We start from the raw sequence: 25,675 nt of genomic DNA, 5'->3' as shown, positions 1-25,675 counted from the left end.
GCGGTGGCGGCGTAGACCACGGTGTCCGCCGCGTTCAGCGCCGCCAGCGTCAGCGGCCCACCGTGGCCGGTTGGGGCAGTCAATGACCACCACATCCACCGACAGACCGGTCAGGGAGATCAACAGCGGCAGCTCGTCCATGATCGGCCCGGTCGGCTTCCCGGTGGGAGACTGTGCGGGGTCGAGGGAATCACCCGGAGATCGGGCAGCAGATGCCGGTACCGGCGGAAGCGTTGTGGAAGGGAGCTCGCTTCCTGGGTGTTCTCAGGTGATCCAGGCGTGCTGGCCCGGAGACCAGAACACGGCCCCGGCCCCGTGGCCGGCCAGCTGCTCGCGGATCTGCTCATCGGTCATCGAGGAGGACCCGGACAGGGGGTGGAAGTCCTGGCGCGCCACCGCGGTCCGGGAGGCGGCGTAGAAACGATCGGTCTCCTGGGCAAACCTTTCGGTGAGCTCCGCTTCGGCCAACAAAGCGATGGCCACCAGCTCCCGGTCATAGCCGACCTCATAGAGGCGGCCGCCGATGACCTCCTGATACTTCAGCCCGGCCCGGGTGAAGTCCCCAATCCACGCCTCCACCTGCTCCTCACGCACCCCGCGTTCCTCCTCGGTGTCGCCCCGGACCCTCAGTTGCTCCGGTTCCCCATCGCCCTCGGTGAACACCGCGACCACGGCGCCCTCCAACAGCAGCTCCAGGCACTGGGCCGCATCCGCCCCCGGGTAGGCCTCCTGGCTGGTCGTGTAGGCGCCCAACACGTAGCCCGGGGTGGCCGGGACGCACCGCAACGTGGCCGGCAACAGACGGGTCGGGAACGTGCTATGCGTGGGTGCCATCGGTTCTTCCGGGACGCGGGACGGGAGGGACAGCCCCTAGTCTCGGCCACCGCCGCAGTAATCCGGCAACAGCGCGGCCCAGCCCCCGGTGCCCGGCGTGTCACCGCACCGGGGTAGCTGAGCACCAAAGCACCGCACCCCTCCAGGAGCACCGAGCGGACACCGGGCCAGTGGCCCGGTCGCGCCCGAGGCGAGGACCCACCAGCGGACCCCGAGGCGGTGTCGCAGGCTCGGCGGGGCGTCATCTTCCCGACCTTGCACCGGCACCCCGCCCCTGGGGGCGGAACACGTGAGAGGCTGTCCCCGTCCCCGACCCTCCCCCAGGGAAGCACCCATGAGCGCTGTCACCCCACCCGCCGCACCCGCCCCCGCGGTGGACGAGGTCCCGGTCGTGGACTCCTTCGCCGTCGCCGCCCACCTGCGCATAACCGCCACGGGCACCCGCGCACGGCTGAGCGTGGCCCTACCCGCCGAGACCACGGCCACCCCCGCTACTCTGGTGCCGGCGTTGCTGAGCCTGGGACAGCACGTCCTCACCGACTACCGGCTCACCGGACACGCCCTGCCCGAGGTTCAGGTCACCGCCGTGGAAAGGGTCGAGACCGTCCCGGCCACCGCCCGGAAGACCGGATTCACCGTGCGCGTCACCAACGACCTGCAGGCCAGGCGCTCCTGGCTCGTGGTGGACTCGGACCTGCTGCTGGGTAACGACGGCGGGGTGCTGCTGATCGCGGCCACCCTGTACGCGGGGGCCGAGCACCTGCTCGAAGCCCGAGACTCCCCCGCCGACCGGCACATCCCGGCTCAGCGCCGGCCACCCCGGCGCCGCGGCCCGTGCGCCCGGCGCTGACCTGCACCCGACCCCGGCACCGGCACCGGCACCTCAACGCTTTTCACACCGCCACACCCTGCCCGGGCTACCCCACCCAGGGCCCCGCCCCCTCCCCCGCCGCCCGGTGCGGTCCCGGTGATCGGGCCGGTGAGCCGGTCGGAGACCACACGTCCGGTCAGCACACCGGGCAGCGCGGCATCACCGCCACCCCCGGGGGCAGGGTGGCCCATGCGCGTCGCAATGCGATCGATCCTGTCCGGGAACGGGCCTTTCTGCCAGGGTGGGGAACGTACGTCCTTGACGTGCACGGGCCCTCCGAACCTCGGGGATGCTCGAGAGATCGCAGAACAGAAGCAGGTAGAAGATATGACTACTGGTGTGGTCAAGTGGTTCAACGCCGACAAGGGCTTCGGCTTCATCACCCCCGACGACGGCTCCAAGGACGTGTTCGCGCACTTCTCCGCCATCGCCTCCAGCGGATTCCGCTCCCTCAACGAAGGCGACCACGTGGAATTTGAGACCCAGGCCGGCCCCAAGGGCCCCCAGGCGGCGAACGTCACCGTCCTCCCCTAGCACGCACGAATCTCGCTGCGCAGATCCCCGGTAGCGCGCCCAGAGGCTGCGCTACTGCTGCATGAAGTCGCCACCCCGCCTGAAGGTGAGGTGGCGACTTCATTGTCCTTATAGATCCTGGGTCCGCACACGACTCGCAGCCAGCTCTGCCGGTCCGGGCATGCCCTGAGGATGCGCCTACGTACGGGTTCGCCCCGATCACGGACCCATGGACCCATGGACCCATGGACCCATGGACCCATGGACCCATGGACCCATGGACCACGATTGAGCCCTCGCTGACCGGGGTCCAGCCACACAAGGCCCCATACTGGTACCACACAAGTACCACACCACTAAGGCATGTTGTCGTACCACACTAGTACCAATGTGGCCTCCCATTGGTGTTACTGTGGTGCCATGATCATTGTCTTTGGGCATCAAAAGGGCGGAACGGGCAAGTCGACTCTTACCGTCAACATGGCCGTTGAGCTGCAGCGACAGGGGAAGGACGTGCTGCTGGTCGACGCAGACCCGACGATCCGCACGACCTCGAACTTCACTACTGACCGAGAGGAAGCCGGGCTCCCCTCGTTGCAGTCCGTGCAGAAGTCGGGATCACTGCATAAGTTTCTGGAGGAGTTCCGACCCAAGTTCGATCACATCCTGGTCGACGTCCCCGGCAAGGACTCCAAAGAGATGCGTACAGCACTGACTGCTGCGGACATGCTGATCAGCCCTACGCGCGCCACCCAAGCCGACCTTGACGCCGTGGCCGGCCTCCTAGAGACGGTCGAAGGGGCCCAAGACTTCAACGAGGACCTCAAATCAATGCTGGTCCTCAACTTCGTCTCCTCCAACGTGTTCACCAAGGAACGAGAGGAAGCGCAGTCGTACCTCGAGGACTTCCCTCGAGTGCGCCTTGCTCAGACCGTGTTGCATCAGCGCAAGGCTTTCGCTGACTGCCTGGCCGACGGCAAGGGGGTCGTAGAGATGCGCGACGCCAAGGCCAAGGCCGAGATTCAACTGCTGACCCAGGAGGTCTTCGCATGGTGAGGAAACGTGGGCCGATTGCCTCCAATCGAGAGGAAGAGATCGAGCGGTTTGCAGCAGCAGCCGAACGCTCGGGTTCGGACACTCCCGATCAGGGACCACCCCTGAAGCCGTGGAAGCGGAGGGCGCGGAATGGAGCCAAGGTGAAGGGGTACAACTTCCGGTTCAACAACACCCAGCATGCCTTGCTCAATTACGCCGCCGAAGCTGAAGATACTTCCCAGCAGAAGTTGATCGAAGAGCTCGTATGGCCCGTGCTTGAGGAGCGCTACGGCCAAAATGTGCCGATCAAATAGTCTCTCGCACACCACATTGGTGTGGTATTGGTACTACACCAGTACCATATAAGTACCAGCACGGTGCCGTGTCGGCAGTTGCCGGCGCGGCATCTTCATGCCCGAATGCTGCCGTGGACACTTCTCAGCAGAAGTTGATCGAAGAGCTCGTAAGGCCCGTGTTTGAGGAGCGCCCCGGCTACATAATACTTCTCGAGCTCTACCTTTTGCACCACACTGGTGTGGTGTCGGTACTACACCAGTACTACACGAGTACCGCTATGGTGTTGCGCCGGCTACTGTTGGTGCGGCACCTTCATGCCTAGATATCGCCGCGGGGTCCCACTGGACTCGCGAACCGTCGTCTCCACTCTGATAAAGGCAGCGAAGTGACAGTTCCTGCAAATACACGATGTGAGATCAACTGTCGTGGTAAGCGAAGCAACCGTCATCCATGGTCGGTACCACACTGGTACCACATCGGCGTGGTACCAGTGTGGTACCTACTCCGTGTCAGGGACCCTGGGGTACTTCGGGAAATCGCCTGCGCCAAAGAGTATGTGGTGGATGCCGCGCCTCGACGCAGTGCCGGAGGAGGTGAGCTACCGATTAGCTGACGGTGCGTAGTTCGTTCCAGTCGGTGGTGTATCTGGGGGAGAGGTCTGCTTGGCGGTTGGTCCAGGGGGCGGGGGAGTGGGCGCCGGTGCGGCCCAGGGCGAGGGTGCCGGTGCCGAAGCGGCGGTTCACCGCATCGATCAGTTCCCCGATCGGGGCCGGCTGCTCGAACACCCCGGGCAGAACCGGCACGGACCCCTCGGGGGCGAGGTCCGTGCAGAGGATGCCGGCGCGCATGTACTGCATCCCGTGCATGAGCTTGGGCACCAGAGCCGCCCGGGCCGCTGTCACCAGAGGAGCCGGTTCGTTGGTGGGCATGGCCAGGCGCACGTGTGCGGAGACATTGTGGGTGGGTCCGGGCCGGTGCGGTGAGGTGCTGGCGAAGACGGTGACCCGCCCGGCCACCTCGCCTTCTTTGCGCAGCCGGCGGGAGGCGCGTTGGGCGAACTCGGCTACGGCTTGGCCCACGATTTCCGGGTCCCAGATGGGGTCCGGGAAGGACCGGGAGACCAGGATCTGCTGCTTGGTGGCGACCTCGTCCTCGATGGGGATGGCGGGGAAGCCGTTGAGCTCCAGGACGGTGCGCATCTGCACCACGGAGAACGTGTGCCGGATGGCCACCGGGTCGGCATCGCGCAGGTCGGCGATGGTCTCGATGCCCATTGCTTCCAGGCGCTTGGCCAGCCGCCCGGCGATGCCCCAGACCTCGGTGACGGGCAGGGCCGCCAGGAGCCGGTCCCAGTACCCCTCGGGGGCCTGATCCCAGTGCACGACTCCGTGCGTGGCGGGGAGCTTCTTCGCGGCCTCGGTAGCGATCTTGGCCCGCGTCTTGAACCATGACGTGTTTCGTCCATTGCTCTCCGGCATCTCGACTTTGTGCCACAGGGATACCTACAGCCCGCCGGTGCGCCCGTTCTCCTCCAAAATGGAGTGTTGCGGCGAGCATCAGGGGGTGTCCGGCGGCAAAGCTGATCATCAAGGCGGCGGATCGCAGCCGGCACTGACGTCCTGGATAGGTTTCCGGAAAGGTGTGGTGCCAGCTGCTGGTCAGGGGAGCTTGGCATAATGGCGCGCACAGTACGGCCCAACACACCACCGGGGAGGTTCCATGGTGCAGCGACACATTCTGCCGCCAGCTCTTGCAGGGAACCGGGTACAGCAGGTGGCCTCCGTGGTGCACAGTGCGGCCATAGAAGGACTCCACGTCACCACCGCGACCCGAACGGAGCTGGATCGCTTCGCCGAAGGTGGGCTGGAGGTCGATGAGCTGGTTCGGCGCACACGCGTCCGCTACGGCCTTGAGTGAGGCCCCGGCCCCTACCATGACCCGTACCCGGCCCCGGACCCGCACACCGGGATCCTGACCAACCTGATCGGCGCCCGCACCGCCGTAGAGCTCGCCGCCGCGGAAGCCGACCTCGTGGCGGTCCGCACCCTGCAGCTGTGGCGCCATCCACCGGCGCCCACCCGGGATCTAGCCGAACAGCAAGCCATTCACCGGCACCTGTTCCAACACATCTATCCCTGGGCGGGGCAGCTGCGCACCGTGGACCTGCACAAGACCCTCCCGTGGCCCAGCCGTTCCTGCCGGATTCTGAATGCCCGGTCGAGAGTATGGGGTGATAGAAGAGGAACCATGGCCACCACCACGCTGACCTTCACCCCGCCCTGCGGGCCGATCCACGTCTGGGACGACGGTGCGGTGATCCGGGCCAGCGGGATCCCGTACGCGGTGGCTGAGCGGTTCACCGCACCGGCCCCGGCCCCGGACTGGGTGGAGCCCTTTCGGGCCACGGGCCCGGCCCCGGCGTGTCCGCAGGTGCGGTCCCCGTTCCTGGTCGAGGTTCTCGGCGATGCCATGGCCGGCCTGCCCCGCGATGAGGCCTGCCAGCGGCTGTCGATCACCCTGCCGAATGATGTGGGGGAGGGGGAGGGGTTGCCGGTGATGGTGTGGATCCACGGCGGCTCCTACACCACCGGGGCCGGGGACGCGGCGATCATGGACCCGGGGCGGCTGGTGGCCGAACAACGGGTCGTGGTCGTCTCCCTCACCTACCGGCTGGGACTGTTCGGCTACCTCGGCTCAGGTCCGCGCCGCCCGGCCAATCTCGGGTTGCTGGACCAGCTCGAGGCGTTGCGCTGGGTGCAGCGCAATATCGCGGCCTTCGGTGGGGACCCGGATCGAGTGACCGTGTTCGGTCAGTCCGCCGGGGCCGATGCCGTGGCCCACCTCATGGCCATCCCCGCCGCACCCTCCTTGTTTCACCGGGCCATTCTGCAAAGCCCGCCGCTGGGCATCAGCCGCGGCCGCCACCAGATGACCGCGGCCATGGCCGAGGCGGCCGAAGTCGTCACCACCGACACCCCGGCCGAAGACGTCGTGACCCTGCAGGCCGAGGTCGAAGCCCACGCCGGGGGCTTCGGGCTGCTGGCGGCGATGCCTTTCGGCACCCAGTACGGCCATCACCCGTTGCCCGCCGAGGAGGAGATCGAGGCGGCCTGGGACCGGGTGGCCCCGCAGATCGAGGTGTTGATCGGCCACACCGCCGAAGAAGCCCGCCTCTACCTCCCCACCCGACCCGCCCTGCACCGGGCCACCCGGATCCCTGTGCTCGGGGCCCTGCTGCGCCGGATCATCGTGGGTTATGTGACGGCAGCGGTCTACACTCGGGCGATCCACCGCTTCGCCACCCGGCACGTGCGCGCCGGCGGGAGGGCGCACACCTACGTGCTCACCTGGGCGGCACCGGGCAATCCGTACGGGGCCGCCCACACCATCGACCTCCCGCTGCTGTTCGGCGAGGAATCCACCTGGGCTGGCACCGGGCTGCTCACCGGCGCGGCCTGGGAGGACATCGACACCGCCGGCCGCCCGGTGCGCCACCTGTGGGCCGACTTCGCCCGCGGCGCCCCCTTGGAAACCCGTGGACGAATCCCCGGGGTGCTCCGCTACCGAGCCGCCCACCACACCTGAGCCCACCCCGGCACCTGGCGCATCCGGGGACAGGTTTCCACCCCCAGAGCCCACCAGGGAGAACCCCTCAGCAACCCCCGGCCGCACCACCGCGCTGATCGGCCACCGCAGCACGACCCGCAGCGATCTCAGCAGCCCACCGCACCCTAAACGGCCGCGCATCCGCACCACCGCCACCCCCAGACCTAACGGCCACACCCGCCGCATCGACCCCCGTGGCGGACTGCCGGCCACTGTGGCGGGCGGCGGCCGCCACAGCTTCGGCCCGGCGCTGCTCGGCCTCAGCAGCAGCCCGCTGATCGGGCGAGCGGTGCGGAGTGCCGTCCTGATGCGTCCAAGCCCGCAGCCGGGCGGCGAACCAGGCCCCGGGGTGCTCGATCCCGGTCACCGCGTCGTGGGTGTAGCGCTGGCCGTTAGGTGCCCAGTCCAGGGCGTGGAGGACATCGGCGATGGTCCAGCCGGCCTGGAAGTGGGTCTTGGCCACCGAGACCACGTAGGCGGTGGTGATCCGTCGTAGCACCAGCGCATGGTGTTGGAGTTCCAACCCCGCCAAACGATAAGTTTGCTTCCAATTCGATCGGGCCGCCCCCACCCTCGAAGGCCGAACCGTCGCATGAACCGGCCACAGTGGAGCTGTCCGCTGGCCCAGGGCGGCTTGGACCTCCCGCCGCTGCGCGGCGGCTTTGGCAGAGGGTCGCGGCGCAGCCGCGTCCATTCTGGAAAGTCCTTCGCGCGCGTGCGGGGGAGAACATACCCCCTTCGGGGGGACCGGGCCGACATTTATATCCACAACCACTGCTGCCTCCTCTTCCGTCTTCTCGGCCGCCGTGGGCGCCGGCTTCGGGGGTGCGGGAACGGTTAGGGCGTAGACGGGAGCCTCGCCCTGGGTCTTACCCGTCGACCGCGGGGTGTAGCGGGCGGAGCGGCCGGTGGCCACCACCGCCAGCAGCCCCCAGTCCTTGAGCCGACGGATCATCCGCCCCACCGAGTCCTCGTGCACCCCCAGGCGCTCGGCCACCCATCCCCAGGTGGTGCGCCAGGTCCGCGAGCCGGGGTCCTGCTGGACGGCGATCACCTCGATCAGGGCGGCCATATTGGCTCGTCCGTCGGCGCGCATCAGCTCCAGGGCCGGGTGCTCCAGCACGGCACGCTTCCACGCGACCACGTGCCGGGCCAACCGGCACCCCTTGGGCACAGCGCGCAGCACCACGGCCTTGGAGCGTTCGTAGGCCACCCGCACCCGCCGACGGTGCGAGGGGAGCTCCCCGGAGGCCTCGAGGGCAGCCTCGGGCGAGGAGTGTGACCGAAAATCGGCGTGATTGAGTGACGAGGGGTCCATTTGCGGACGCGCCTCAGGTACACTAGGGGACACAACAGTCCCCTGGTATTGGGTTCATGAGGTTCCTGATTCAGTTCTGTTGAACCAGCTGTCACGAGTTTGGCGACCTGGGACAGCTGATTGACTTAGACGGCCCGCCTTGCCCGGCGGGCCGTCAGTCGTTTAAGCGGTGTTGCTAAGGGGGAGTTCTGTCTCCTGAGGGTTGTCGAGCTTGTTGGTCCTTCCCGAGTCACGCTCGATGAGCGCGCCGATGTACTCAGCCATAGAGAGTCCCACGCGAGAAGCGTTCTCTGCTGCCAACCGGTGCTGATCCAGTGTCAGGCGCATGCTGAATGGCACTTTGCGCCCGATCATCTTCGGTGGCTTGTACTCGGTCATGGCCTCAGTCTGCCACGGTAAATGCACATTTGCCCACAGTGGAGCGGCGTGTTTCTCAGCTAAAGCACATGTGCATGCAACGCCGCACGAGGAAGCATGAACATGTTCATACTAGAGCACGCCCGGTAAGCTTTTCTACCGACGTACGCACGAGCCCCCACCCCTCAGGCGCGAGCCGACTCGTGCGAGCCACCCCCGGTACAGTCATGAGGTGAAAGTCCTGACCCTCCCACGGCGCCCGCCCAGCGATGGCATCGACCAGTTGTTACCCAATGCTCGATCATTGAAATCCTGGCCGGACATACACGCGGCCGTGGAACAGCAGCACGGATACAAGATCAGCGTTGGACCAGCCCCGCAGAGCCTCGGTCGGTCAGTCACCGGCGTGTGGATGAGGACAGAGACGCAGTCCTACATCTTCCATGACGAAGGATGCGTGCAGTCCGAGGCATTCGTCAGGCACATCGTGGCGCACGAGTATGGGCACATCCTGCTGCGACACAGTGGGTGCGCGTTGAGCATTGGGACCGCGTTCTCAAAGGTGGGCAAGGACAAGAGCGTCCAGCAGATCCTTGCCCGTAGCGAGCGATGGACCTCCCAAGAGAAGGATGCCGAGGCAATTGCTGTGGCCTTGGCTGCACATCTCGCCAGCCAGCCAGATCCCGTCCTCGAGCTGTTCGGCTGAGCCTGTGCTGGTTACCTTGCTTAAACCCTGCGCCGCCCTGATCCTGTTTGCCATCACCCTGCTGCGCCTGCCCGTCGTCTTTAACCGGTCTCGCAGTCATGCCGCTTGGCTGGGCACCCTACTGGGCGCCCTTGCCTTGTCGATCAATCCGGTTTTCATCACGGAGTACGAGGTCGATGCCCTACTCGGTGGACACAACTGGTTCCACCTCGTACGCAACGTTCTCGTCTTGGGAGCCATGTGGTCCCTGCGGGTGGCCCTGCTGGAGGCGTTACAGACAAATCCTTGGTCCCGGCAGCGGCAACGTCTAGAAACGATGACCGCGGCCATCACCATTGGCCTGATGACGTTCTCGTTCTGGGGCATCGACAAGTCACCGACCTCAATGGCATTTGTCCCCGAGCACATAGACCAGCTGCCCACGCTGATCTACGGCACTGTCTACATGGCCGCGGCTGCGGGTTTAATGCTTGATGTCTCCTGGCGCGTGCTCGATGGACTGCGTGAAAAACGCCGGCGGCACGCTCGGGTGCGGGTGGCGCTGTCCTTGGTGTGTGCGGGGGCGCTGAGCATGGGAATTGCCTCAGTGATCGAGTGTCTCTACATGGCCGCAGATCACCTTCACGCTACTGACGGTCGGTTCATCATGATCACGCATGCGGCATTCGGGCCGCTGTACCTATCCGGGGCCGGTTTGCTGGCCGTGGGCCTACTAATTTTGGCAGCCTCGGCGGCGCTTCGGCGTTGGCATCTCGGCGATCGCTACCATCTAGGCCGTCTCGTGGCGGAGCGCCAGGGGAGGGTGCGCCACGGCTTCGCAGTAGCAGCCCGCAGTCCGCAACCTCGGCAGGATCTCTATAAGGCCATGATCGCTGCCTACGATGCGGAATCCCGCGGGGACATCCCTCCCTGTTCCAAGAGGGACAAGATGATGGAAGCCGTGGAGGCTCGCTTTGGTCGTTAGTACAGCAGGCATGGCCAACCACCGTGTCCGGAAGATCGCCGTTGCGTTCAGCGAGGCGTTTCAACCCCCGCTGGTCCTATCCGCCCTATTTGTGACGATGCCTTCCCTCGTCCAGGGTGTTGGGATTGCCGGAGTCCTGTGGGGATTCCTAGGGGCCTGCGCGATCTGCTTGATCCCCTTCGCCGTAGTAATCGTCCTTGCCCGTCGAGGGGTCCTGTCTGATCATCACGTCAGCGACAAGAGGGAACGCGCCCCCATCATGGCCGCCACCTTCGCCCTAGCGGCGCTCTATATGATGGCTTTGTTGACGTGGCAAGGCCCATCGATTCTGCTCGCCCTCGCTGTGGCGTTCGCCTCCGGGATGGTAGGGCTGATCATCATCAGCCCGTGGTGGAAGATCTCCGGACACGCCATGACAGCAGGGAGCGTGGCCACCATTGCCACGCTGTCATGGGGCCCATGGGCGCTGATAGCGGTCCCGGTGTGTGCCTTTGTATGCATTAGCCGGGTGGTGCTGCGCGCCCATACCGCCGGCCAGGTGGTGGCGGGCGCAACTTTCGGCATGGCCGTCATCGGAGGCATCTACGCTGTGATGTACCGGCTGCTAGTCGGCTAGAGGGAGCAGGCATGGAACAGGACAAGCGGACCCCAGAGCAGGTCCTGGCCAACAAGGTCAACCTACTGCTCGACGCGCTGCCCGGCGAGGACGGCAAACCCCTGAACTTTCCCGCGATTCAGGCTGGCTTGCGGGAGCGTGGTGTCGCTCTGGGGCGCACCAAGTGGTACTACCTAACCACCGGCCACCCCGCTCTTCGCACCGACCACGAGCTGCTTAGCGCCATCGCTGATCTATTCGGTGTCGATCGTGGGTTCCTTTTGCACGAAGACGGCCCCTTGCCCGATCAGGTCGAGCGGGAACTGAAAATGCTCATTTCCATGCGTCGCGCTCAGGTACGGGACTTCGCCATGCGCGCCCTCGGAGACATTGACCCCGAAGGGCTTCAGGCCATCCTCGACGTCATCGAAAAAAATGAAAAGTCGTCTGCAGACGAGACAACTCAGTAGCCAATCCCTCTCGTTGTGATTGCACCTCGAGTGCGCCTATAGTCGGTCGTGAACACGTTCATGAACAGGTTCAGAACCCCCGGAAGGGACGACCACAGGAAGGGAAGCTCTAGTGAGACTCCGCGGGCGCTTCAGCGCTCTTATCGGACACACCCCCAAGCACGTACTCCGCGAGGGCGGATAGCAACTCCTCGAGTTGCGCCTGGTTTGCGTAGTACAGCATGGGGCGACCCCGTCCGTGCTGTGCTTCCGCCTTGACGGCACCTACGGCCTCGAGCTCCGTCAACTGGGCGCCGATGGTTTTGGCTGGAAGCCCTGTCTGAGCTACCAGCTCTGCGCGTAGTGCTGGCCCATGCCCGAGGGCATGGATGATCGACAGCCGGACGGTGTTGCCGAACACCTTGGCGGCTTGGGCGACGAGTTCAGACTGGCCTGCGGGGCGGACTACGGACGGCACAAGAGCCATTGTGTCGCAACCCGACTGCGCACCCGACCTCGTAGCCCTAACCGAATAGCTTCCAGCGCTCATTGCTGAGCTTTTATGGCTGCTTTAAACAGTTAAGACATGCTAGCTTTTACGACTGTCTAAGACAGTTACATGGATGGTGGCCAGGGAAGGGAGGTGACGTGTGGAAGGCGAGGAGTCCCGCGGTTCGTCCACTCTGGTTATCGCTGTCCTGGCGCTGGGCGGGGTGATGGCGATGGGTGTGCCCGTCGTGGGTGTGGCCGGGCTTGCTCTGGTAACGGACATGCAGGCGTCGGCCAGTAGCGGGTGCGTCCCTTCCACGGTCGTCTCTGACGAGGACCCCGAGGACGGGGTGATCAACGTTCCCAACGGTTGGGGTCCGCTGGTGGAGGAGGCGGCCAAGACGGCCGGACTCCCTGCAAGTGTCGCGGCCGCCCAGCTCAAGCAGGAGTCCAACTGGAACCCGAACGCGGGCAGCTCCGCCGGGGCTCAGGGCATCGCCCAGTTCATGCCCGAGACCTGGGCCCAGTACGGGAACGGCGGGGACGTGACTGATCCCGAGGACGCGATTCCGGCCTACGGCCGCTACATGGCAGAGCTCAGGAATGAGGTGAAGTCCCTGGCCGGCGACGACGCGGACCAGCTGGTGCGTCTGACCCTGGCTGCCTACAACGCCGGCCCCGGCGCGGTCGCCCAGCACAAGGATGTGCCGCCGTTCGCGGAAACGCAGCGATACGTGGAGACGATTCTCGACGGCGGTCAGATCGAGTTCTCCGCCGGTTGTGAGTCCCCCACCGGTGGCAAGGCGTGGGACGGGGAGCTGGGGGAGGGGGAGTGGACCGCACCGTTGCCCGGGGGCAAGTTCACTTCCGGCTACGGGCGCCGCAACGTGCTGGGGGTCCCCGCGTGGGCGCAGAACCACATGGGCCTGGACTTCGCCACTCCCGGTGCTGGCTCCGGGGCTGGTGGGCCGGTGATCGCCCCGACGGATCTGCGGATCACAGGGTTCAACGCTGCGGACGGGTGCGTGATCGCCAAGGTCGACAACGACGACGACCCCGATTTCGGGTTCGCCTTCTGTCACCTGAACTCCTGGGACGTGCAGAAGGGCCAGCGCCTCACCCGTGGCGACGTGATCGGTGTGGAGGGCAATCGGGGCCAGTTCGGCATGTCCACCCACCTGCACTTCGAGATCTACCGGCCTGGCGCCCCCGACGTGGTCTTCCCCTATCAGGGTTTCAACATCGACCCCGAGCCGATCCTGCGAGAGAAAGGAGCGTGGCCGCAATGAGCCGCCACTACCCCCACCTGATCACCGCCCTGACCCTGTGCGCCCTGCCCTTGGCGGCATGCTCGACCAGCCCGGCGCAGGAGACGTCCGCCTCCTCCAGTGCAGCGGCCCCGGCCAGCTCGGCCCCGGCCGCCTGGCCGACGTCGAGCAGCTTCCCCACCCCGGAGGTGCCCGGGGAGGGGACGTTCCCGCGTGTTCAGGACGTGGACCGCACCGACGTGGACTCCACCGCCCGGGCGGCCGCCATTCTGCTGCACTCCTGGGACACCGTGGTGGACCGCACCGAGACGGCCGCGGCGATCCGGACCAAGCCGCTCATGTCGGACGAGTGGGCAGCGCAGCAGGTCGAGCCTGAGCGCAACTCCTCCCAGGGTGCGTGGCTCGGCCCGTCCGAGCACGGGGCCTACAGCCGTGCTCAGGCGGTGCCGGCGATCGGGGATACGACCCGCGACGTCGCTGACGATAAGGCAGTGCGGGCGTACAAGGTGACCTGGCGGTGGGCCAGCCGCGACGGGGAACCGGCCGAGGGCACCGGGACCCGGCACGTGACGATCTACCTGGAGAAGCACTCCGGGGCCTGGGACGTCGTGGGCCACCAGTCCCACGACCTGCCCGTCGGGGAGGCCGCCTCGTGAGCCCGGCCGTGCACTCCTGGCCGGTAATCACCCTGGCCTTCGGCGCGGAGCAGATCGTGGCCGATGCCCAGGGAGAGGTGCTGACCTATCCGGTGCTCGATGCCGGTGCTACCCATGAGGTCGCCGCGGACGCGGCCACAGAAGCCTGCCGGCGGCTGGGGTTGAAGGCGTGCCGAGTGCAGGGCCACACCGAGGACGGGTCCGTGTTCGAGATGGTCGTGGACGCCGAACTCGGCACCCTGGAGGAGTACGAGCCCCCGGCTGGCCCCGGGCCTGCCACCAGCAATGGGGTCCGGCAGGGCGGGAGCAGCACCAGCACGCGCAAGTCGGGTGCCCGGTCTGGGAACCAGCGTCGTCGTGCCCTGGCGATCTGGGGCAGCGTCGGGATTCTGGGATTGACGGCGGGCACCTCGGTGGCGATGAACCTGACCGACGATGACCGGGAGCCGGTCGCGGTGGTGCACACCCCGCCCCCAGCGCAGCTGCCGGTGCCGGCCCCTGCCGGGTGGGACACCTACGGCGCCTGGGCCACGCCCATGTCCGGGTCCCAGGTGAAGGCGGTCCTGGACTGGGATGGCCGCCCGGTCAGTGTCGAGGGCAGCAAGCTCATTGGCCACGACCCCGACACCGGGGTGGAGCAGTGGAGCCGTAGCGCGCCGTTCACCGTGACCCAGCTGGCGATGTTCACCGTGGACGGGCAGACCCGCCTGGCGGCCGCCACCGGCAAGGAGCTGGTGCTGTTCACCCCGGACTCCTCGGACCCGATCCGGGTGGAAGTCCCCCAGGAGGCCAGTGTGGTCCTGGACGGCGGCACGGTGCCCCAGCTGGATCTGCCCACCAAGAAGTCCCTGCTGGTGAAGGCGGACGGGTCCACCGTCTCCCGGGTGGTTCCGGCGGCCGCCAAACCGCTGGAAGCCCAGGATGCGGATCTGATCGCTGCCGATACCAAGGCTGGGAAGGTGTGGCGGGTCGGCACCGACTCCGCCGCCCTGCCTAAGCCGGCGACCCTGCCGGCCCCGGCCAAGGGCGCGGAACTCACCGCCGTGCTCGGCAGTGTTCAGGGCCGGGTGGTGGCCGCGTGGAAGGACGGCAAGCAGACCGTGGTCGGCTTCTACGACGTCGACGAGGCCACCGAGGCGACCTCGGTGAAGCAGGTCGCGATGCGCGAGCTCGACGGCGCCCAGATCACCACCTCCACCGTGCAGGCCGATCGGGTCCACGGGCTGCTGCTGGCCTCCACGGTGCTGGTCGATGTGGAAGCCACCACCGCCCACCGCCTCGATGGCCAAGCCAAGCTGGCCGCCGGCTACGCCTGGGTCACCGACAACGGCAAGCAGGCCCAGGTCACCCGCGACGGACAGACGGAGGCGACCACCAGGGCGGATCAGGCGGCGGTGCCTGACGTCATCACGGACAGCGGGATGGCGATGACTCGGGTGGCCGGGTCTACCGATGGCTCCCTCTACGCCCTTCTCGTTTCCGGCCCCACCCCCACAGCCAGCCCCACTGCCAGCACTTCACCGACTGCGAGCCCTACCCCCGCTGCCAAGGAGACCCCCTGATGAGAATGACCGCGACGATCGACTCCACCGGTGCCGTGCACCTGGACACCGACGGGGAGGCGACCCAGGAGAACCACTCCTCCGTGGGCGATGCCCGCCGCTCGGTGATAGCCACGGCAAAGACCCTGGCGGAGCAAACCAACCAGGACATGCAGCTGCACATCGAGGACCCCTCCGGGTCCCGCACGTTCCTGGTCGGTGCCGATGGCACCTCCCGGCAGGAGAGCGCGGCACCGGCCACCGTGCAGGTCCCGGCTGAGTCCGTGGCCACGGTGGAGCCGGTGGCTGCCCCGGTCGAGTCTCCTGAGCCTGAGTCGGTGCCTGCAGTGGAGTCGGTGGTGCCGGCGTCGGTGGAGACGGCCCCGGTGACTGCTGCGGCTGAGGAGGATCAGGCTGTTGCACCGGCTGCGGCGGCTGCTCCCGCACCTAATCCGTTCCTCGGCGGCCGCCCCTCCACGGCTCAGGCGGTGGCGGAGTCCGAGTCGGCTGGCAGCCGGCGGGAGTCGTTGCCCTCCTTCGTGGACCGCCCCGAGGTGGACGCCCCGGCCCAGCACGGGTGGCGCGGGGCGCTGAACTCGATAGGTCTGAGCCTGGCGCCCTCGGCCGCGGAGCTGAGCCAGCGCCAGGATGAGGCCGCGGTGTCGGCCCACTGGGCCGGCCCGCGCACGATCGCCGTCCTGAACCCCAAGGGCGGGGCCGGGAAGACCCCCACGGTGATCTGCCTGGCCGCTGTGTTCGCCCGCCTCTCCGGTGGTGGGGTGCTGGCCTGGGACAACAACAACTCCCTGGGCTCCCTGGGCTGGCGCACCTTCGACGCCGGGCACGAGGCGACCGTGGTGGATCTGTTGGGGCGCACCGAGCACTTCATGACTTCCGATGCCCGGGTGGGGGACCTGTCCGGCTACGTCCACCACCAGCCCGCCGACCGGTACGACGTGCTGCGCTCCGATGACCGCTCCGGGGACCAGGAGCGACACATGGTCACCGGGGACGAGGTGGACCGGCTGCACGCGGTGGCCGCGAAGTACTACCGGGCGATCGTGATGGATTCGGGCAACACCGAACGCGGGGCGAACTGGCAGGCGATGATCAGCCACGCCGATCAGGTGGTGATCCCAGTGAAATCCGTCGATGACGCCGCCGAAGGAGCCTCCCGGGTACTGGCCGCCCTGCACACCGGAGACACCCACGCCCAGGAGCTCGCGCGCAACGCGGTGGTGGTGGTGCTGTGCTGCGAGCCCGGCCACCAGAAGACCAAGGCCAAGGAACTGGCCGCCGAATTCGCCCCCTACGCCCGTGCCGTGGTCACGATCCCCTATGACCGGGCACTGGTGGAGGGCCGGGTGCGGTTCTCCGCGATGACCCCGGCAACCCGCCGGGCCTGGCTCCGAGCCGGGGCAGCAGTGCGGGAGGGACTGTGATCGTGGACAGCCCCCGCAACCCCTTCGTGGCAGCGCCGGAGGTCGTCGAAGAGGAGGACCCGATGGAGGAGGACCCGATCCTGGGGTCCCGGGACTCCATCCGCGGCCCGCAGAACCTCCAGCAGAGGCTGGCCGAGGAACCAGTGCCCGCCGAGGAGTCGGCGGCCCCGGTGGAGGTCACCCAGGCCACGCTGTGGCTGGTCGGTGCCTCCGGCGGAGTGGGCACCTCCACCCTGGCCGGGCTGTGCTCCGAGCAAGTCGTGGACGCGGCGGTGCAGGAGCCGGAGTGGGCAGGACGTGCCTTGCTGGTGTGCTCCACCAGCGCGGCCTCCCTGGAGTCAGCGGCCCAGCTGGCGCGCAAGTCCGCCACCGGGCAGCTGCCCTATGAGCTGGTCGGCCTGGTCATTGTCCATGACCGGCCCAAGAACCGGATCACCAAGCCCACCCTGAGCTTCGCCCGGAGTGTGGCGCGCATGTTCCCGGTGGCCATGACCGTCCCCTACGAGTCGTCGTGGCGCGAGGTCGGCGTCACCCCCAGCCCTTCCAGCACCCGGCTGAAAACCGTGCTGCGGAAGATCGAAAAAATCGCCCACACCGGGCACTGAGAAAGGAACCCCCCAATGTTCGTCAACACCCTCAACGCCCTGATGATCCCGGCCATCAACGCCACCCCCACCCAGCCCCCGGGCATGGAAAACGTGACCATGATCCTGGGCTGGATCCTCTGGGCCGCCGGCCTGGTGCTGTTCGTCTACTTCATCTTCGGACTCGTCACGGCCGGGCGGAACCGCCGCCGCGGTGATGAGGTCGAGGCCCCGGTGTGGCCGCTGGTCGCTGCTGCCCTGCTCGGGGCGGCCGGAGCGATCTGGAACATGATCACCGGCGGCTGAGCCGGTCCCAGATCCTCAACCGGCACCGCAACGACAGGGAGACCCCCCGATGGACACGAACAACAACGACGCAACCCGGACCCGCCCCCGCTGGTTCGGCCCGGCCCTGATCGCCCTGGTGCTGCTGCTGGTCGCGGTGGCCGGGGTGACCATCCGCAACCTCACCACCGATGAAAGCCAGGCCCAGGCCCCCGAGACCCCTGCTGCCTCGACCGCCCCCACCCCCGGGGCAGCCGAGGCCGTTGCCCCCCAGCTGGGGGAGGACTTCGCCTGGGACTGCCAAGCACAGCTGAACCAGGACGCGGTGTCGGTGGCTGATGAGGCCCCCGAGGTGCAGGACTGGGTGGCCGCCGGCTACAACGTGGTGCCCTCCTCCCCGGAGTTCGGCGGCTGTGAGCGACGGGACTCCGGACTGCGAGTCGGCTATGCCCACTCCGAAGCCGGGGCGCTGATGGCTGCGGCGACCTACGCGATGGCGCTGGACCCCTCAGTGAGCGAGGAGGCCGCGGAGGACGTCGAAGTGGCAATGGTGGAAGGTCCCAACCGGGACCGAATCGAGGAAAAAGCTCAGCGCATCCGCGACGGTGTGGAAGAAGGCACCGATGGCTCGGCCACGGCCTCCTCAACGCTGATCGGCTACTCCCAAGACCACTACACCGATGAGGCTGCCTCCTACCGGCTGGTCTATGACCTGCCCTCGGGTAACGGCCTCACGCAAAAAATCACCGGCCAGGTCGATGTGGTGTGGGAGGACGGGGACTGGAAGCTGGACCCGGCCTCGGGCACGGACATGATCACCGGTGATCAGTACCAGGGCCAGCCTTACGTCCAGTGGGGACCCAAGGTCTGATGGAGTTCATCAGTGACATGGCGAGCAGCATCGCCGGGGACACGGTGGAGAAGCTGATCCTGTTCATGGCCGGGTGGCTGATCGAAATCTTCACCACCATGCTCGATTTCGTGGGCACCTGGTGGCTGAACATCGGCGCCCCCGAAATGGGCGCAGGCTCGGCCACCGAACGGGTGCAGACCGCCACGACGACCTTTGTCGGGGTCGCGGGCATCATCGGAACAGCCTTCGCCGTGCTGCGCATCGCCAGGGATCACATTCGGGAGTCGGCCGAGAACCTGGTGATGGGGCTGATCCGCACCGTGGTGGTCTCCGGGCTGGCGGTATCGATGGTCGCGCTGTCCCTGGCGGTCACCGATGAGGTCGCCCCGTGGCTGGTGGACACTATCGCCGGCAACGCGGCCCGGGACGGGCTGGGGCAGTCGATGGGCCTGGATGCTGTGACCGGGTCAACGATGGCGCTGACCACCGCTGGAATTCTGATCGTGTTGGCGCCCTTCGCCATCCTCGGGGCGATCCTCAACGCGGCCCTGGTGATCTTCTCCTACGGGGTGGCCGGTGCCCTGTGCGGCATCCTGCCGATCTTCGCCGCCGCCTCTACCACGGAGCGGGGACGAAAGGCATTCGACAAAGCGGTGGGCTGGCTGATCTCGGTGATCCTGTTCAAGCCGGTCGCGGCCGTGCTCTACGGCTTCGGCCTGGCGCTGATGAACGGGATCAGCGGTACCGGTGACGGTGAGGTGGCCAACCAGGTCATCACCCTGCTCACCGGCACCGTGATCATCTTCTCCGCCTGCCTGTCGATGCCCGCCCTGGCCCGTGTCATGGTCCCGGCCGTCAGCGCCGGGCCGCGCGGTATGGGTGCTGGTGGGCTGGCGATGCTCGGTGGTGCGGTGGCCATCGGCGCGCTCACCTCTGGTGTCGGCACGGCCGCCGCCGGAGCGGCCGCCGCGGGTGCTGCCGGCGCGGGTGCTGGTGCTGCCGGGGCCGGTGCCGGAGCTGCCGGTGCTGCCGGGGCCGGTGCGGGAGCTGCTGGTGCTGCCGGTGGTGGAGCTGGTGGCGCTGCGGGTGCTGGAGCTGGTGGCGCTGGAGTTGCCGGGGCTGGCTCTGGTGCTGGGGCCGGTGCTTCGGGTGCCGGAGCCGGTGCCTCCGGCGCTGGTGCCAGTTCGGGTGCTGGGGGTGGTTCCTCCACCGGCTCCAGTGCCTCCAGTTCGACCGGGGCGCCGGGATCGACTGGTGCTGGTGGTGGCTCTCCCTCGGCTGGTGGACCGGCCGGTGCCGAGAACGTGGAGAGCACCACAGCCGGTGCAGCTCCTACCTCCGCACCAGGGACCACGACCGGTGGTGCCTCGGGCGCGGAGAACGTGCAAAGTCCCACCACGGGTGCTGCCCCCAACAGTGCAGCAGGCACCGGCACGGGCGGGCCCACGGGTGCCGAGAGCGTGCAGAGCTCGAGCCCGTCCCCGGCCGCTGCCGGTGGGGCGTCCGAGGTGTCTGGGCCGGCCGCTGCCGAGGCGGTGGCTCCGACGAACGGTGCCGGGCCGACCGGGCATCCGGCTGGGGAAGGGTCCTCGGTGACGGGGGCCAAGAAACCGTTGATCAACGGCCAACGGATCGAGTTCGGGCTGCGGGAAGTCGTCCGGGACGCTGAGCACTCCATTGAAAGTGGTGAGGATCTGTGAGTAGCAACCAGGTGATCGTGCGGCAGTACGGCAACATCGCTGAGGACAAGACGGCCGGGCTGTTGGGGTTCTCGATGGCCTCCACCGTGGTGCTCGGGGTGGGGTCGGTGCTGGTGTTCTTGTTCATCATGGCCTCCCAGATTTGGGTGGCCGCCGGCATCGCCGTGGCCGCGTTCATCGTGGCCACCGTGCTCGGGTCCAAGGACCGTAACGGACGGTCCAAGCCCGAACGCTGGGTCGCCCGGTCCATGTTCTCCCGGGCGGAGAAGAAGCAGCGCACCACGTACAAGGCCGGTCCCACCTCACAGCTCCCCGATGGGTCCTTCCGCGCCCCGGGCGTGCTGGCGGCGACCGAGCCGGTGACCTTCACCGACCTGTTTGGGCACCAGGGCGTGATGCTGTGGCACCCGAAACTGAAGACCGGAACCGTGTTCGTCATTGCCAACTCCTCCGGGCTGGGTCTACTGGACCAGGACCGGGTGGACCGCATGGTGGGCACCTGGGCCGCCTTCCAGCGCGACGCCGGTTCCAACACGGAGCTGGTGCAGGTCTCGGTCACCACCCAGTCCACCACCGACCCCGGCGAACGACTCCCCGATGCCGTGGCCGTGGGTCGAGCTCAGGCCGGGTCCCAGTCGGTGCCGGCTTTCGCCCGCGCCACGATGGATGAAGTGGTGGCCAACCTCAACCAGGATGTGCCCAAGCTGGAGCAGTGGATCGCCCTCACGTTCAGCGCCAAAGCCAACGAGGGCGAGGGGGTGCCCGAGCGCACCGCCGAGGAGCTGGCCACGGACGTGTCCTCCCTGCTGAGCGGATTCCTCGAGCAGCTGGAGCAGGCCGGTGCCGGGTCGGTCTCCCTGATGCAGGAACACGACCTCATCGACCAGACCTACGTGGCCTACAACCCCCTGGCGGCCGCCGCCGTGGAGAAGGCCCGCCTCTCGGAAGCCGGCACCGGTTTGCGCTGGGAGGAAGTCGGCCCCGCCGCCGCACGGGTGGTCGGTTCCCCGGGCCGGTACGAGCACGGTGGGGTGGTGTCGAAGTCCTGGCAGATGTGGCGCCCGCCGGCCGGCACCTTCCGGGAGAACGCCCTGGTGGCCCTGCTGGCCCCGAACTCCGAAATGCTCCAGAAGCGCGTCACGGTGTTCTACCGGCCCCAGTCCCCGGACAAGTCCGCCACCCAGGTCCAGCAGTCCCTCACCAATGCGCAGTTCGCGGCGAACCAGAAGAACCGGCGGCCCACCAGTTCCCAGATCATCGCCCTGGAGAAGGCGCGGAAGGCCGAGCGGGAGCAGGCCGAAGGGGCGTCGCTGGTGCGGTTCTCCATCGTGGTCACCGCCACCGTGGAACGGCCCGAGCAGCTGCCCCGGGTGGCGGCCACGCTGCGGCGCAACGCCTCCCAAGGGGTGCAGCTGGGCCTACGGGAGTGCGACTACAACGACGATGCGGCGTTCGCGTTCAACCTCGGGCTGGGTGTGGTCCCCGATGCCGTGGCCACGATTCCGGCTGATGTGCGAAAGGCGCTGTGATGTCTGTTTTCGACCAGCTCACCGATGCGATCCTCAACAAGGTCTTCGGCCGCTCCACCGCCCAGAGCGCCGGGCAGTTCCGGGAGCTCACCGAGAAAGGCGTAGACGTCGCCCACGGCGGGATGAACTCCTGGGTGGAGGCACCCCCGGAGTTCACCGCCACCTCCAACCAGACCGCCGGGCTGTGGCCCTTCGCCGTGGGCACCTCCTCACCCCTGGTGGGGGCGGTACTGGGGCGCAACCAGCTCAACGGCTCGGTGGTCTGCGGGGACCCGATCAACCTGTTCCTGCGCGGCATCATCTCCTCCCCCTCCTGCTTCATCCTCGGTCTCCAGGCGAGGGGCAAGTCCTCGGTGGCCGTGCGCATGGCCCTGGCCCTGGTCGACCAGGGGTTCTTGTTCGTCGGGGCCAGTGATGTGAAGCCCGATCTGGCCGGGCTCACCGTCGAAGTCGGCGGCCAAGTCATCCGGGTGGCCCCCGGGGTGGGCTCGATCAACCCCCTTGATGCGGGGCCGTTGTGGCGCCGGCTGGGGGAGCTGCCCGAGGCGTTGCAGCGGCAGATGCGCGCGGAGATTCACAGCCGCCGCCTCAACGCCCTCACCGGCCTGCTGGAGCTGGTGTTCAAAGCCCCGTTGGATGCCCGGCAGCAAGAGCCCACGGTGCTCTCAATGGCGATCACCGAGGCCGCCGAGCACGCCGAGGCCCAAGGCCGACAGCCGATCATTCAAGACGTGGTGGACGTGATCACCGCCGCGCGGCCGGCGATCATGGCCGCGATCCTCGTCGATGACGAGATCTCCTACCGGGGGCAGGTCCGCAACCTGCTGGCCGGCCTCAACGCCCTGGGTGCTCATGGCCCGTTCGGGGACGTGTTCTGCCGGCAGACCTCCGAGGAAATGCAGATCGACCAGTCGGTGGACTTCGACCTCTCGGCCATTGATGAGACGTTGTTGGACCTGCGGGCGGCCGTGCAGATCGTGTGCTGGTCCTACGCCCAGGCCGGCATCTCGGCGGCTAAGACGTTGGCCGAGGCGGGGCTGATGGAGGAGCGCCATCACCTGATGATCATGGACGAGCTGTGGCAGGCCCTGCGCGCCTCGGAGCTGCTGGTCCACCAGATCGACGGCATCACCCGCCTGAACCGCACCAAGGGCCTCGGGCAGCTGTTGATCACCCACTCCATGAAGGACCTCCAGCTGAGCACCGAGGAGCTGACGAAGATCGCCACCGGGTTCATGGAGCGCTCTTCCATGAAGGTCCTCGGCGGGCTGGCCCAGAACGAGATGGGGATGCTGGAAACGGTCTTCCCGCTGTCTGAGCAGGAGAAGGCGCTGCTGGTGGCCTGGTCGGCCGAGGGCTCGGTGAACCCCAAGACCGGGCGCACCTCGCCCCCGCCGGGGCGGGGCCGGTTCATGTTGAAGACCGGGGAGGCCCCCGGGGTGCCCTTCCAAACGAACCTCACCGCCGGAGAGCTGCGGGTCCACGACACCAATGCCGCCTGGGCGGCCGCACAGGCAAGGGTGAACGCATGAGCACCAACGACCAGAACAAGAGCTTCATCGGCGTGCTGATCCTGTTCACCGCCGTGATGGGTGCGGTGGTCCTGGTGCACCTGGGGGACGTGCTGACCCCGGTGTCCGGGGACCTGCCGTGGAACCCCTTTACCTTGGGCATTCAGCTGGCCACCGGGGCGGTGGACTGGCCGACGGCTGCGACCTTCCTCGTGGGCCTGGAGGCGGTGGTGGGTGTGGCCGCGCTGATGATCTGGGGCACCCGCACCCCGTCCAAGACTCAGGAAGCCGCCCGGCGGATGAGCCCTCCGGGGCGGATCAACCCGGCGATGGCTGCGGCGCGCACCACGGAGGCCCACCGGCTGCACCCCGAGGCCGAGAACATCGGCCCCGGTCTGACGATCGGGCTGGTGGGTAAGAACCCGATCTATCAGGGCTGGCGGGAATGCTCCGCACATGTGTGGGGCACCGGGCGCGGGAAGACCACCTCCCAGGTCATCCGCCACGCCACCGAGGCCCCCGGGGCGTTCGTGATGACGTCGAACAAGGTGGACGGGGTGGCCGAGGTCCTGGCCGCCCGCACGACGCCGGGCAGCACCGTGTGGCTGTTCGACCCGCAACGCATCTGGCGCGACAGCTCCCGCCCGGCGATGATCTTCAACCTGCTGGCCACCGTCACCGATACGGTCTCGGCCGGGGAGGTCGCCTCGATCTTCCAGACGGCCTCGGCCGCCGGCTCGGCCGGTGGGAAGGGTGATCCGCAGTTTGAATCCCAGGGCCGCGACTACCTCTCCTGGTGTTTGCTGGCAGCGGCCAAGAGCGGCAAAACGCTGGCGGACGTCCTGCGCTGGGTGTCTTCGGCCGCGTTCATGGAACCGGCCCAGCTGTTGAAGCAGGCCGGGCAGACCGGGCCTGCTGCGGCGTTGGAGGGCATGGGGGATCAGCCCGAGGACACCCGCGGGTCGGTGGCCGCCAGCGCCCAGCGCATGTCCTCGGCCCTGGTACATGACGAGCTGCTGGCCTGGACCACCCCGACCCCGGGGGTGCCGGTGTTCAACCCGCACTGCTTCGTCACCAGCAAGGACACTCTCATTCTGCTGACTCAGGACGCCGCCGGTTCCGGGGCCGCCTTCGTTTCGACCCTGGTCTATGCGGTGGTCACTGCCGCCCAGCAGGCGGCCCGGCGGGCGGGGGGCCGGCTGCCGGTGCCGCTGGTGGCTGACCTCGATGAGGTGGGCAACGTGGTCAAGCTCAAGCAGCTGCCCGAGTGGTATTCGTTCTTCGGGTCGATGGGCATCGTTGTCTCGGCCTACTTCCAAACCCGCGGACAGGGCGTGGACATGCTCGCCCGCACCGGGTGGGACACCCTCTGGTCGGCGGCGGCGGTAAAGGTCTACGGCGGGGGCTCCGATGACGCGGAGTTCCTGGAGTCGCTGCGCAAGCTCATCGGCACCTACGACGCGAAGGTGCGCAGCACCTCCACCTCCCGGGGTGTCGCTTCCCGGTCGGTGCAGACCGTCCAGCGCGACATCATGCCGGTCTCCAAGCTCTCCGAGCTGCCGGCCGGGCACGCCTGGGTGAAGACCTCCACCGGGGGCGGCACGATCGTGCGCACCGTGCGGTGGTTCGAGGACAAGGCCCTGACAGCTCGCATCACCCCGGTACTGAAGCGGATCACGGAAGGACAGCACCGATGAGTGAGCAGCAGATGGAGGCGGAGCAGGCGGAGACGGAGCAGGCGTACACTTCGGAGGAGTTCGTGGAGTGGCTGGAGCGGTTGATGGCCCGGGTGGAGTCCGTGGACATGGACCAGGCCATGCGCTGGTGCCCGCAGTGGTGGGCCCACACGGAAGCCGTGGACCGATTCAGGGCCCTCTATGAGGAATGGATCGTGTGTCAGGCTGAGGGCGGCATGTCCTCGTGGTGGGTCAATCATTTCGACCGCCACGCAGCCGTGCTGTTCACCAAGCGCGGTCCCTTCGGGGAGTGCGGCACCTCCCACGTGGAAAAAGGCTTCCGTCGCACGTTGGCCTGTGAGCACCCTCCGGCCGACTGGTCGTGGTGACCACATAGACCTGGGGCAGGTCGCCGCCCCTTCCCAGTAGGCGTCCTGCCCCTTCCAGGGACAGGCACTAGTGCCCTGTCCCGCAGTGGCCGGGGTCCCTCCTTCCCAGGGGTCCCGGCCACTGCCATGCGTGTTCACAACGACCCATGCGTTCAATCGGCCTTGGTCAAGTTATGGCGAACACCCTTAGATATTCTAAGGACACAC

At 67.5% G+C, this 25,675-nt stretch carries 27 protein-coding genes; 22 read left to right on the top strand and 5 right to left on the bottom strand.

Going from position 1 to position 25,675, the window contains the following annotated elements:
* Positions 1-264: 264 nt before the first annotated feature.
* Positions 265-834 (bottom strand): hypothetical protein, encoded by a 570-nt coding sequence (locus tag ACP7CD_RS16810; RefSeq protein WP_426120683.1) that lies wholly within the window; start codon positions 832-834, stop codon positions 265-267.
* 334 nt (positions 835-1,168) lie between these two features.
* Between ACP7CD_RS16810 and ACP7CD_RS16805 the strand changes: the two genes are divergently transcribed.
* From ACP7CD_RS16805 to ACP7CD_RS16790, 4 genes are all read left to right on the top strand, one after another.
* Entirely contained in the window at positions 1,169-1,684 is a 516-nt protein-coding gene (locus ACP7CD_RS16805; RefSeq protein ID WP_426120682.1) for a hypothetical protein, read from the top strand.
* A gap of 348 nt (positions 1,685-2,032) precedes the next feature.
* Positions 2,033-2,239 carry a cold-shock protein gene (locus ACP7CD_RS16800; RefSeq protein ID WP_426120681.1) on the top strand — a complete coding sequence of 69 codons (207 nt, stop codon included), beginning with the start codon at positions 2,033-2,035 and terminating at the stop codon, positions 2,237-2,239.
* Between the two features lie 399 nt (positions 2,240-2,638).
* Complete coding sequence (locus ACP7CD_RS16795; RefSeq protein ID WP_058860082.1) at positions 2,639-3,274, top strand: AAA family ATPase; 636 nt, start codon at positions 2,639-2,641, stop codon at positions 3,272-3,274.
* A 140-nt stretch (positions 3,275-3,414) separates the two neighbouring features.
* Complete coding sequence (locus tag ACP7CD_RS16790; RefSeq protein ID WP_426120680.1) at positions 3,415-3,567, top strand: hypothetical protein; 153 nt, start codon at positions 3,415-3,417, stop codon at positions 3,565-3,567.
* A 588-nt stretch (positions 3,568-4,155) separates the two neighbouring features.
* Here ACP7CD_RS16790 and ACP7CD_RS16785 read toward each other — a convergent pair.
* Entirely contained in the window at positions 4,156-4,932 is a 777-nt protein-coding gene (locus tag ACP7CD_RS16785) for a DUF4113 domain-containing protein (RefSeq protein ID WP_426120679.1), read from the bottom strand.
* Between the two features lie 337 nt (positions 4,933-5,269).
* Between ACP7CD_RS16785 and ACP7CD_RS16780 the strand changes: the two genes are divergently transcribed.
* Both ACP7CD_RS16780 and ACP7CD_RS16775 read left to right on the top strand, forming a co-directional pair.
* On the top strand, positions 5,270-5,467 hold the full coding sequence (locus ACP7CD_RS16780) for a hypothetical protein (RefSeq protein WP_354536488.1): 198 nt from the start codon (positions 5,270-5,272) through the stop codon (positions 5,465-5,467).
* 330 nt (positions 5,468-5,797) lie between these two features.
* Positions 5,798-7,135 carry a carboxylesterase family protein gene (locus ACP7CD_RS16775; protein WP_426120678.1) on the top strand — a complete coding sequence of 446 codons (1,338 nt, stop codon included), beginning with the start codon at positions 5,798-5,800 and terminating at the stop codon, positions 7,133-7,135.
* A gap of 67 nt (positions 7,136-7,202) precedes the next feature.
* On the opposite strand, the gene ACP7CD_RS16770 is transcribed toward ACP7CD_RS16775, so the two are convergent.
* Both ACP7CD_RS16770 and ACP7CD_RS16765 read right to left on the bottom strand, forming a co-directional pair.
* Positions 7,203-8,369, bottom strand: a complete 1,167-nt coding sequence (locus ACP7CD_RS16770; protein WP_426120677.1) for a hypothetical protein — start codon at positions 8,367-8,369, stop codon at positions 7,203-7,205.
* Positions 8,370-8,636: 267 nt separating this feature from the next.
* Positions 8,637-8,852, bottom strand: coding sequence for a hypothetical protein (locus ACP7CD_RS16765; RefSeq protein ID WP_084271859.1), 216 nt, complete (start codon positions 8,850-8,852; stop codon positions 8,637-8,639).
* Positions 8,853-9,165: 313 nt separating this feature from the next.
* On the opposite strand from ACP7CD_RS16765, the gene ACP7CD_RS16760 reads away from it, so the two are divergent.
* The 4 genes from ACP7CD_RS16760 to ACP7CD_RS16745 are packed head-to-tail and all read left to right on the top strand — an operon-like array spanning position 9,166 to position 11,566.
* Complete coding sequence (locus tag ACP7CD_RS16760) at positions 9,166-9,537, top strand: hypothetical protein (protein WP_426120676.1); 372 nt, start codon at positions 9,166-9,168, stop codon at positions 9,535-9,537.
* 4 nt (positions 9,538-9,541) lie between these two features.
* Positions 9,542-10,501, top strand: coding sequence for a hypothetical protein (locus ACP7CD_RS16755; protein WP_290468071.1), 960 nt, complete (start codon positions 9,542-9,544; stop codon positions 10,499-10,501).
* A 10-nt stretch (positions 10,502-10,511) separates the two neighbouring features.
* A complete protein-coding gene (locus ACP7CD_RS16750; RefSeq protein WP_426120675.1) occupies positions 10,512-11,117 on the top strand; it encodes a phosphatase PAP2 family protein in 606 nt (201 codons plus the stop codon).
* An 11-nt stretch (positions 11,118-11,128) separates the two neighbouring features.
* A complete protein-coding gene (locus tag ACP7CD_RS16745; protein WP_290468069.1) occupies positions 11,129-11,566 on the top strand; it encodes a hypothetical protein in 438 nt (145 codons plus the stop codon).
* A 109-nt stretch (positions 11,567-11,675) separates the two neighbouring features.
* On the opposite strand, the gene ACP7CD_RS16740 is transcribed toward ACP7CD_RS16745, so the two are convergent.
* A complete protein-coding gene (locus tag ACP7CD_RS16740) occupies positions 11,676-12,032 on the bottom strand; it encodes an ArsR/SmtB family transcription factor (protein WP_426120674.1) in 357 nt (118 codons plus the stop codon).
* A 163-nt stretch (positions 12,033-12,195) separates the two neighbouring features.
* Between ACP7CD_RS16740 and ACP7CD_RS16735 the strand changes: the two genes are divergently transcribed.
* Genes ACP7CD_RS16735 through ACP7CD_RS16680 form a run of 12 tightly spaced genes read left to right on the top strand, consistent with a single transcriptional unit; the run spans position 12,196 to position 25,468 of the window.
* A complete protein-coding gene (locus tag ACP7CD_RS16735) occupies positions 12,196-13,323 on the top strand; it encodes a transglycosylase SLT domain-containing protein (RefSeq protein ID WP_426120673.1) in 1,128 nt (375 codons plus the stop codon).
* Positions 13,320-13,958 (top strand): hypothetical protein, encoded by a 639-nt coding sequence (locus ACP7CD_RS16730; RefSeq protein ID WP_426120672.1) that lies wholly within the window; start codon positions 13,320-13,322, stop codon positions 13,956-13,958. The genes ACP7CD_RS16735 and ACP7CD_RS16730 overlap by 4 nt, the downstream gene beginning before the upstream one ends.
* On the top strand, positions 13,955-15,520 hold the full coding sequence (locus ACP7CD_RS16725; RefSeq protein ID WP_426120671.1) for a hypothetical protein: 1,566 nt from the start codon (positions 13,955-13,957) through the stop codon (positions 15,518-15,520). Before ACP7CD_RS16730 ends, ACP7CD_RS16725 begins: the two co-directional genes overlap by 4 nt.
* Positions 15,520-16,941: an AAA family ATPase gene (locus tag ACP7CD_RS16720; protein ID WP_426120670.1), complete on the top strand. Its 1,422-nt coding sequence runs from the start codon at positions 15,520-15,522 to the stop codon at positions 16,939-16,941. Before ACP7CD_RS16725 ends, ACP7CD_RS16720 begins: the two co-directional genes overlap by 1 nt.
* 2 nt (positions 16,942-16,943) lie before the next feature.
* Complete coding sequence (locus tag ACP7CD_RS16715) at positions 16,944-17,546, top strand: DUF6668 family protein (RefSeq protein WP_426120669.1); 603 nt, start codon at positions 16,944-16,946, stop codon at positions 17,544-17,546.
* A 15-nt stretch (positions 17,547-17,561) separates the two neighbouring features.
* A complete protein-coding gene (locus ACP7CD_RS16710; protein WP_075872775.1) occupies positions 17,562-17,831 on the top strand; it encodes a hypothetical protein in 270 nt (89 codons plus the stop codon).
* A gap of 49 nt (positions 17,832-17,880) precedes the next feature.
* On the top strand, positions 17,881-18,681 hold the full coding sequence (locus ACP7CD_RS16705) for a hypothetical protein (protein WP_426120668.1): 801 nt from the start codon (positions 17,881-17,883) through the stop codon (positions 18,679-18,681).
* On the top strand, positions 18,681-20,363 hold the full coding sequence (locus ACP7CD_RS16700) for a hypothetical protein (protein WP_426120667.1): 1,683 nt from the start codon (positions 18,681-18,683) through the stop codon (positions 20,361-20,363). The genes ACP7CD_RS16705 and ACP7CD_RS16700 overlap by 1 nt, the downstream gene beginning before the upstream one ends.
* Positions 20,360-21,892 carry an SCO6880 family protein gene (locus ACP7CD_RS16695; protein ID WP_426120666.1) on the top strand — a complete coding sequence of 511 codons (1,533 nt, stop codon included), beginning with the start codon at positions 20,360-20,362 and terminating at the stop codon, positions 21,890-21,892. Before ACP7CD_RS16700 ends, ACP7CD_RS16695 begins: the two co-directional genes overlap by 4 nt.
* On the top strand, positions 21,892-23,424 hold the full coding sequence (locus ACP7CD_RS16690; RefSeq protein ID WP_426120665.1) for a hypothetical protein: 1,533 nt from the start codon (positions 21,892-21,894) through the stop codon (positions 23,422-23,424). Before ACP7CD_RS16695 ends, ACP7CD_RS16690 begins: the two co-directional genes overlap by 1 nt.
* Positions 23,421-25,100 (top strand): type IV secretory system conjugative DNA transfer family protein, encoded by a 1,680-nt coding sequence (locus ACP7CD_RS16685; RefSeq protein WP_426120664.1) that lies wholly within the window; start codon positions 23,421-23,423, stop codon positions 25,098-25,100. Before ACP7CD_RS16690 ends, ACP7CD_RS16685 begins: the two co-directional genes overlap by 4 nt.
* On the top strand, positions 25,097-25,468 hold the full coding sequence (locus ACP7CD_RS16680) for a DUF4913 domain-containing protein (protein ID WP_426120663.1): 372 nt from the start codon (positions 25,097-25,099) through the stop codon (positions 25,466-25,468). The genes ACP7CD_RS16685 and ACP7CD_RS16680 overlap by 4 nt, the downstream gene beginning before the upstream one ends.
* Positions 25,469-25,675 lie beyond the last annotated feature (207 nt).

The sequence above is a fragment of the Kocuria sp. LHG3120 genome (genome assembly GCF_049897445.1).
GTDB classification, from domain to species: domain Bacteria; phylum Actinomycetota; class Actinomycetes; order Actinomycetales; family Micrococcaceae; genus Kocuria; species Kocuria rosea.
This window is presented reverse-complemented; position numbering and strand designations above follow the sequence as displayed.

Bases quoted from the DNA above. Each gene is read 5' to 3' on its own strand.
- ACP7CD_RS16690 (WP_426120665.1), top strand. From the start codon at position 21,892: ATGTCTGTTTTCGACCAGCTCACCGATGCGATCCTCAACAAGGTCTTC.
- ACP7CD_RS16745 (WP_290468069.1), top strand. From the start codon at position 11,129: ATGGAACAGGACAAGCGGACCCCAGAGCAGGTCCTGGCCAACAAGGTC.
- ACP7CD_RS16710 (WP_075872775.1), top strand. From the start codon at position 17,562: ATGTTCGTCAACACCCTCAACGCCCTGATGATCCCGGCCATCAACGCC.
- ACP7CD_RS16810 (WP_426120683.1), bottom strand. From the start codon at position 834: ATGGCACCCACGCATAGCACGTTCCCGACCCGTCTGTTGCCGGCCACG.
- ACP7CD_RS16780 (WP_354536488.1), top strand. From the start codon at position 5,270: ATGGTGCAGCGACACATTCTGCCGCCAGCTCTTGCAGGGAACCGGGTA.
- ACP7CD_RS16685 (WP_426120664.1), top strand. From the start codon at position 23,421: ATGAGCACCAACGACCAGAACAAGAGCTTCATCGGCGTGCTGATCCTG.
- ACP7CD_RS16750 (WP_426120675.1), top strand. From the start codon at position 10,512: ATGGCCAACCACCGTGTCCGGAAGATCGCCGTTGCGTTCAGCGAGGCG.
- ACP7CD_RS16730 (WP_426120672.1), top strand. From the start codon at position 13,320: ATGAGCCGCCACTACCCCCACCTGATCACCGCCCTGACCCTGTGCGCC.
- ACP7CD_RS16805 (WP_426120682.1), top strand. From the start codon at position 1,169: ATGAGCGCTGTCACCCCACCCGCCGCACCCGCCCCCGCGGTGGACGAG.
- ACP7CD_RS16795 (WP_058860082.1), top strand. From the start codon at position 2,639: ATGATCATTGTCTTTGGGCATCAAAAGGGCGGAACGGGCAAGTCGACT.
- ACP7CD_RS16765 (WP_084271859.1), bottom strand. From the start codon at position 8,852: ATGACCGAGTACAAGCCACCGAAGATGATCGGGCGCAAAGTGCCATTC.
- ACP7CD_RS16740 (WP_426120674.1), bottom strand. From the start codon at position 12,032: ATGGCTCTTGTGCCGTCCGTAGTCCGCCCCGCAGGCCAGTCTGAACTC.
- ACP7CD_RS16680 (WP_426120663.1), top strand. From the start codon at position 25,097: ATGAGTGAGCAGCAGATGGAGGCGGAGCAGGCGGAGACGGAGCAGGCG.
- ACP7CD_RS16700 (WP_426120667.1), top strand. From the start codon at position 18,681: ATGGAGTTCATCAGTGACATGGCGAGCAGCATCGCCGGGGACACGGTG.
- ACP7CD_RS16775 (WP_426120678.1), top strand. From the start codon at position 5,798: ATGGCCACCACCACGCTGACCTTCACCCCGCCCTGCGGGCCGATCCAC.
- ACP7CD_RS16800 (WP_426120681.1), top strand. From the start codon at position 2,033: ATGACTACTGGTGTGGTCAAGTGGTTCAACGCCGACAAGGGCTTCGGC.
- ACP7CD_RS16720 (WP_426120670.1), top strand. From the start codon at position 15,520: ATGAGAATGACCGCGACGATCGACTCCACCGGTGCCGTGCACCTGGAC.
- ACP7CD_RS16705 (WP_426120668.1), top strand. From the start codon at position 17,881: ATGGACACGAACAACAACGACGCAACCCGGACCCGCCCCCGCTGGTTC.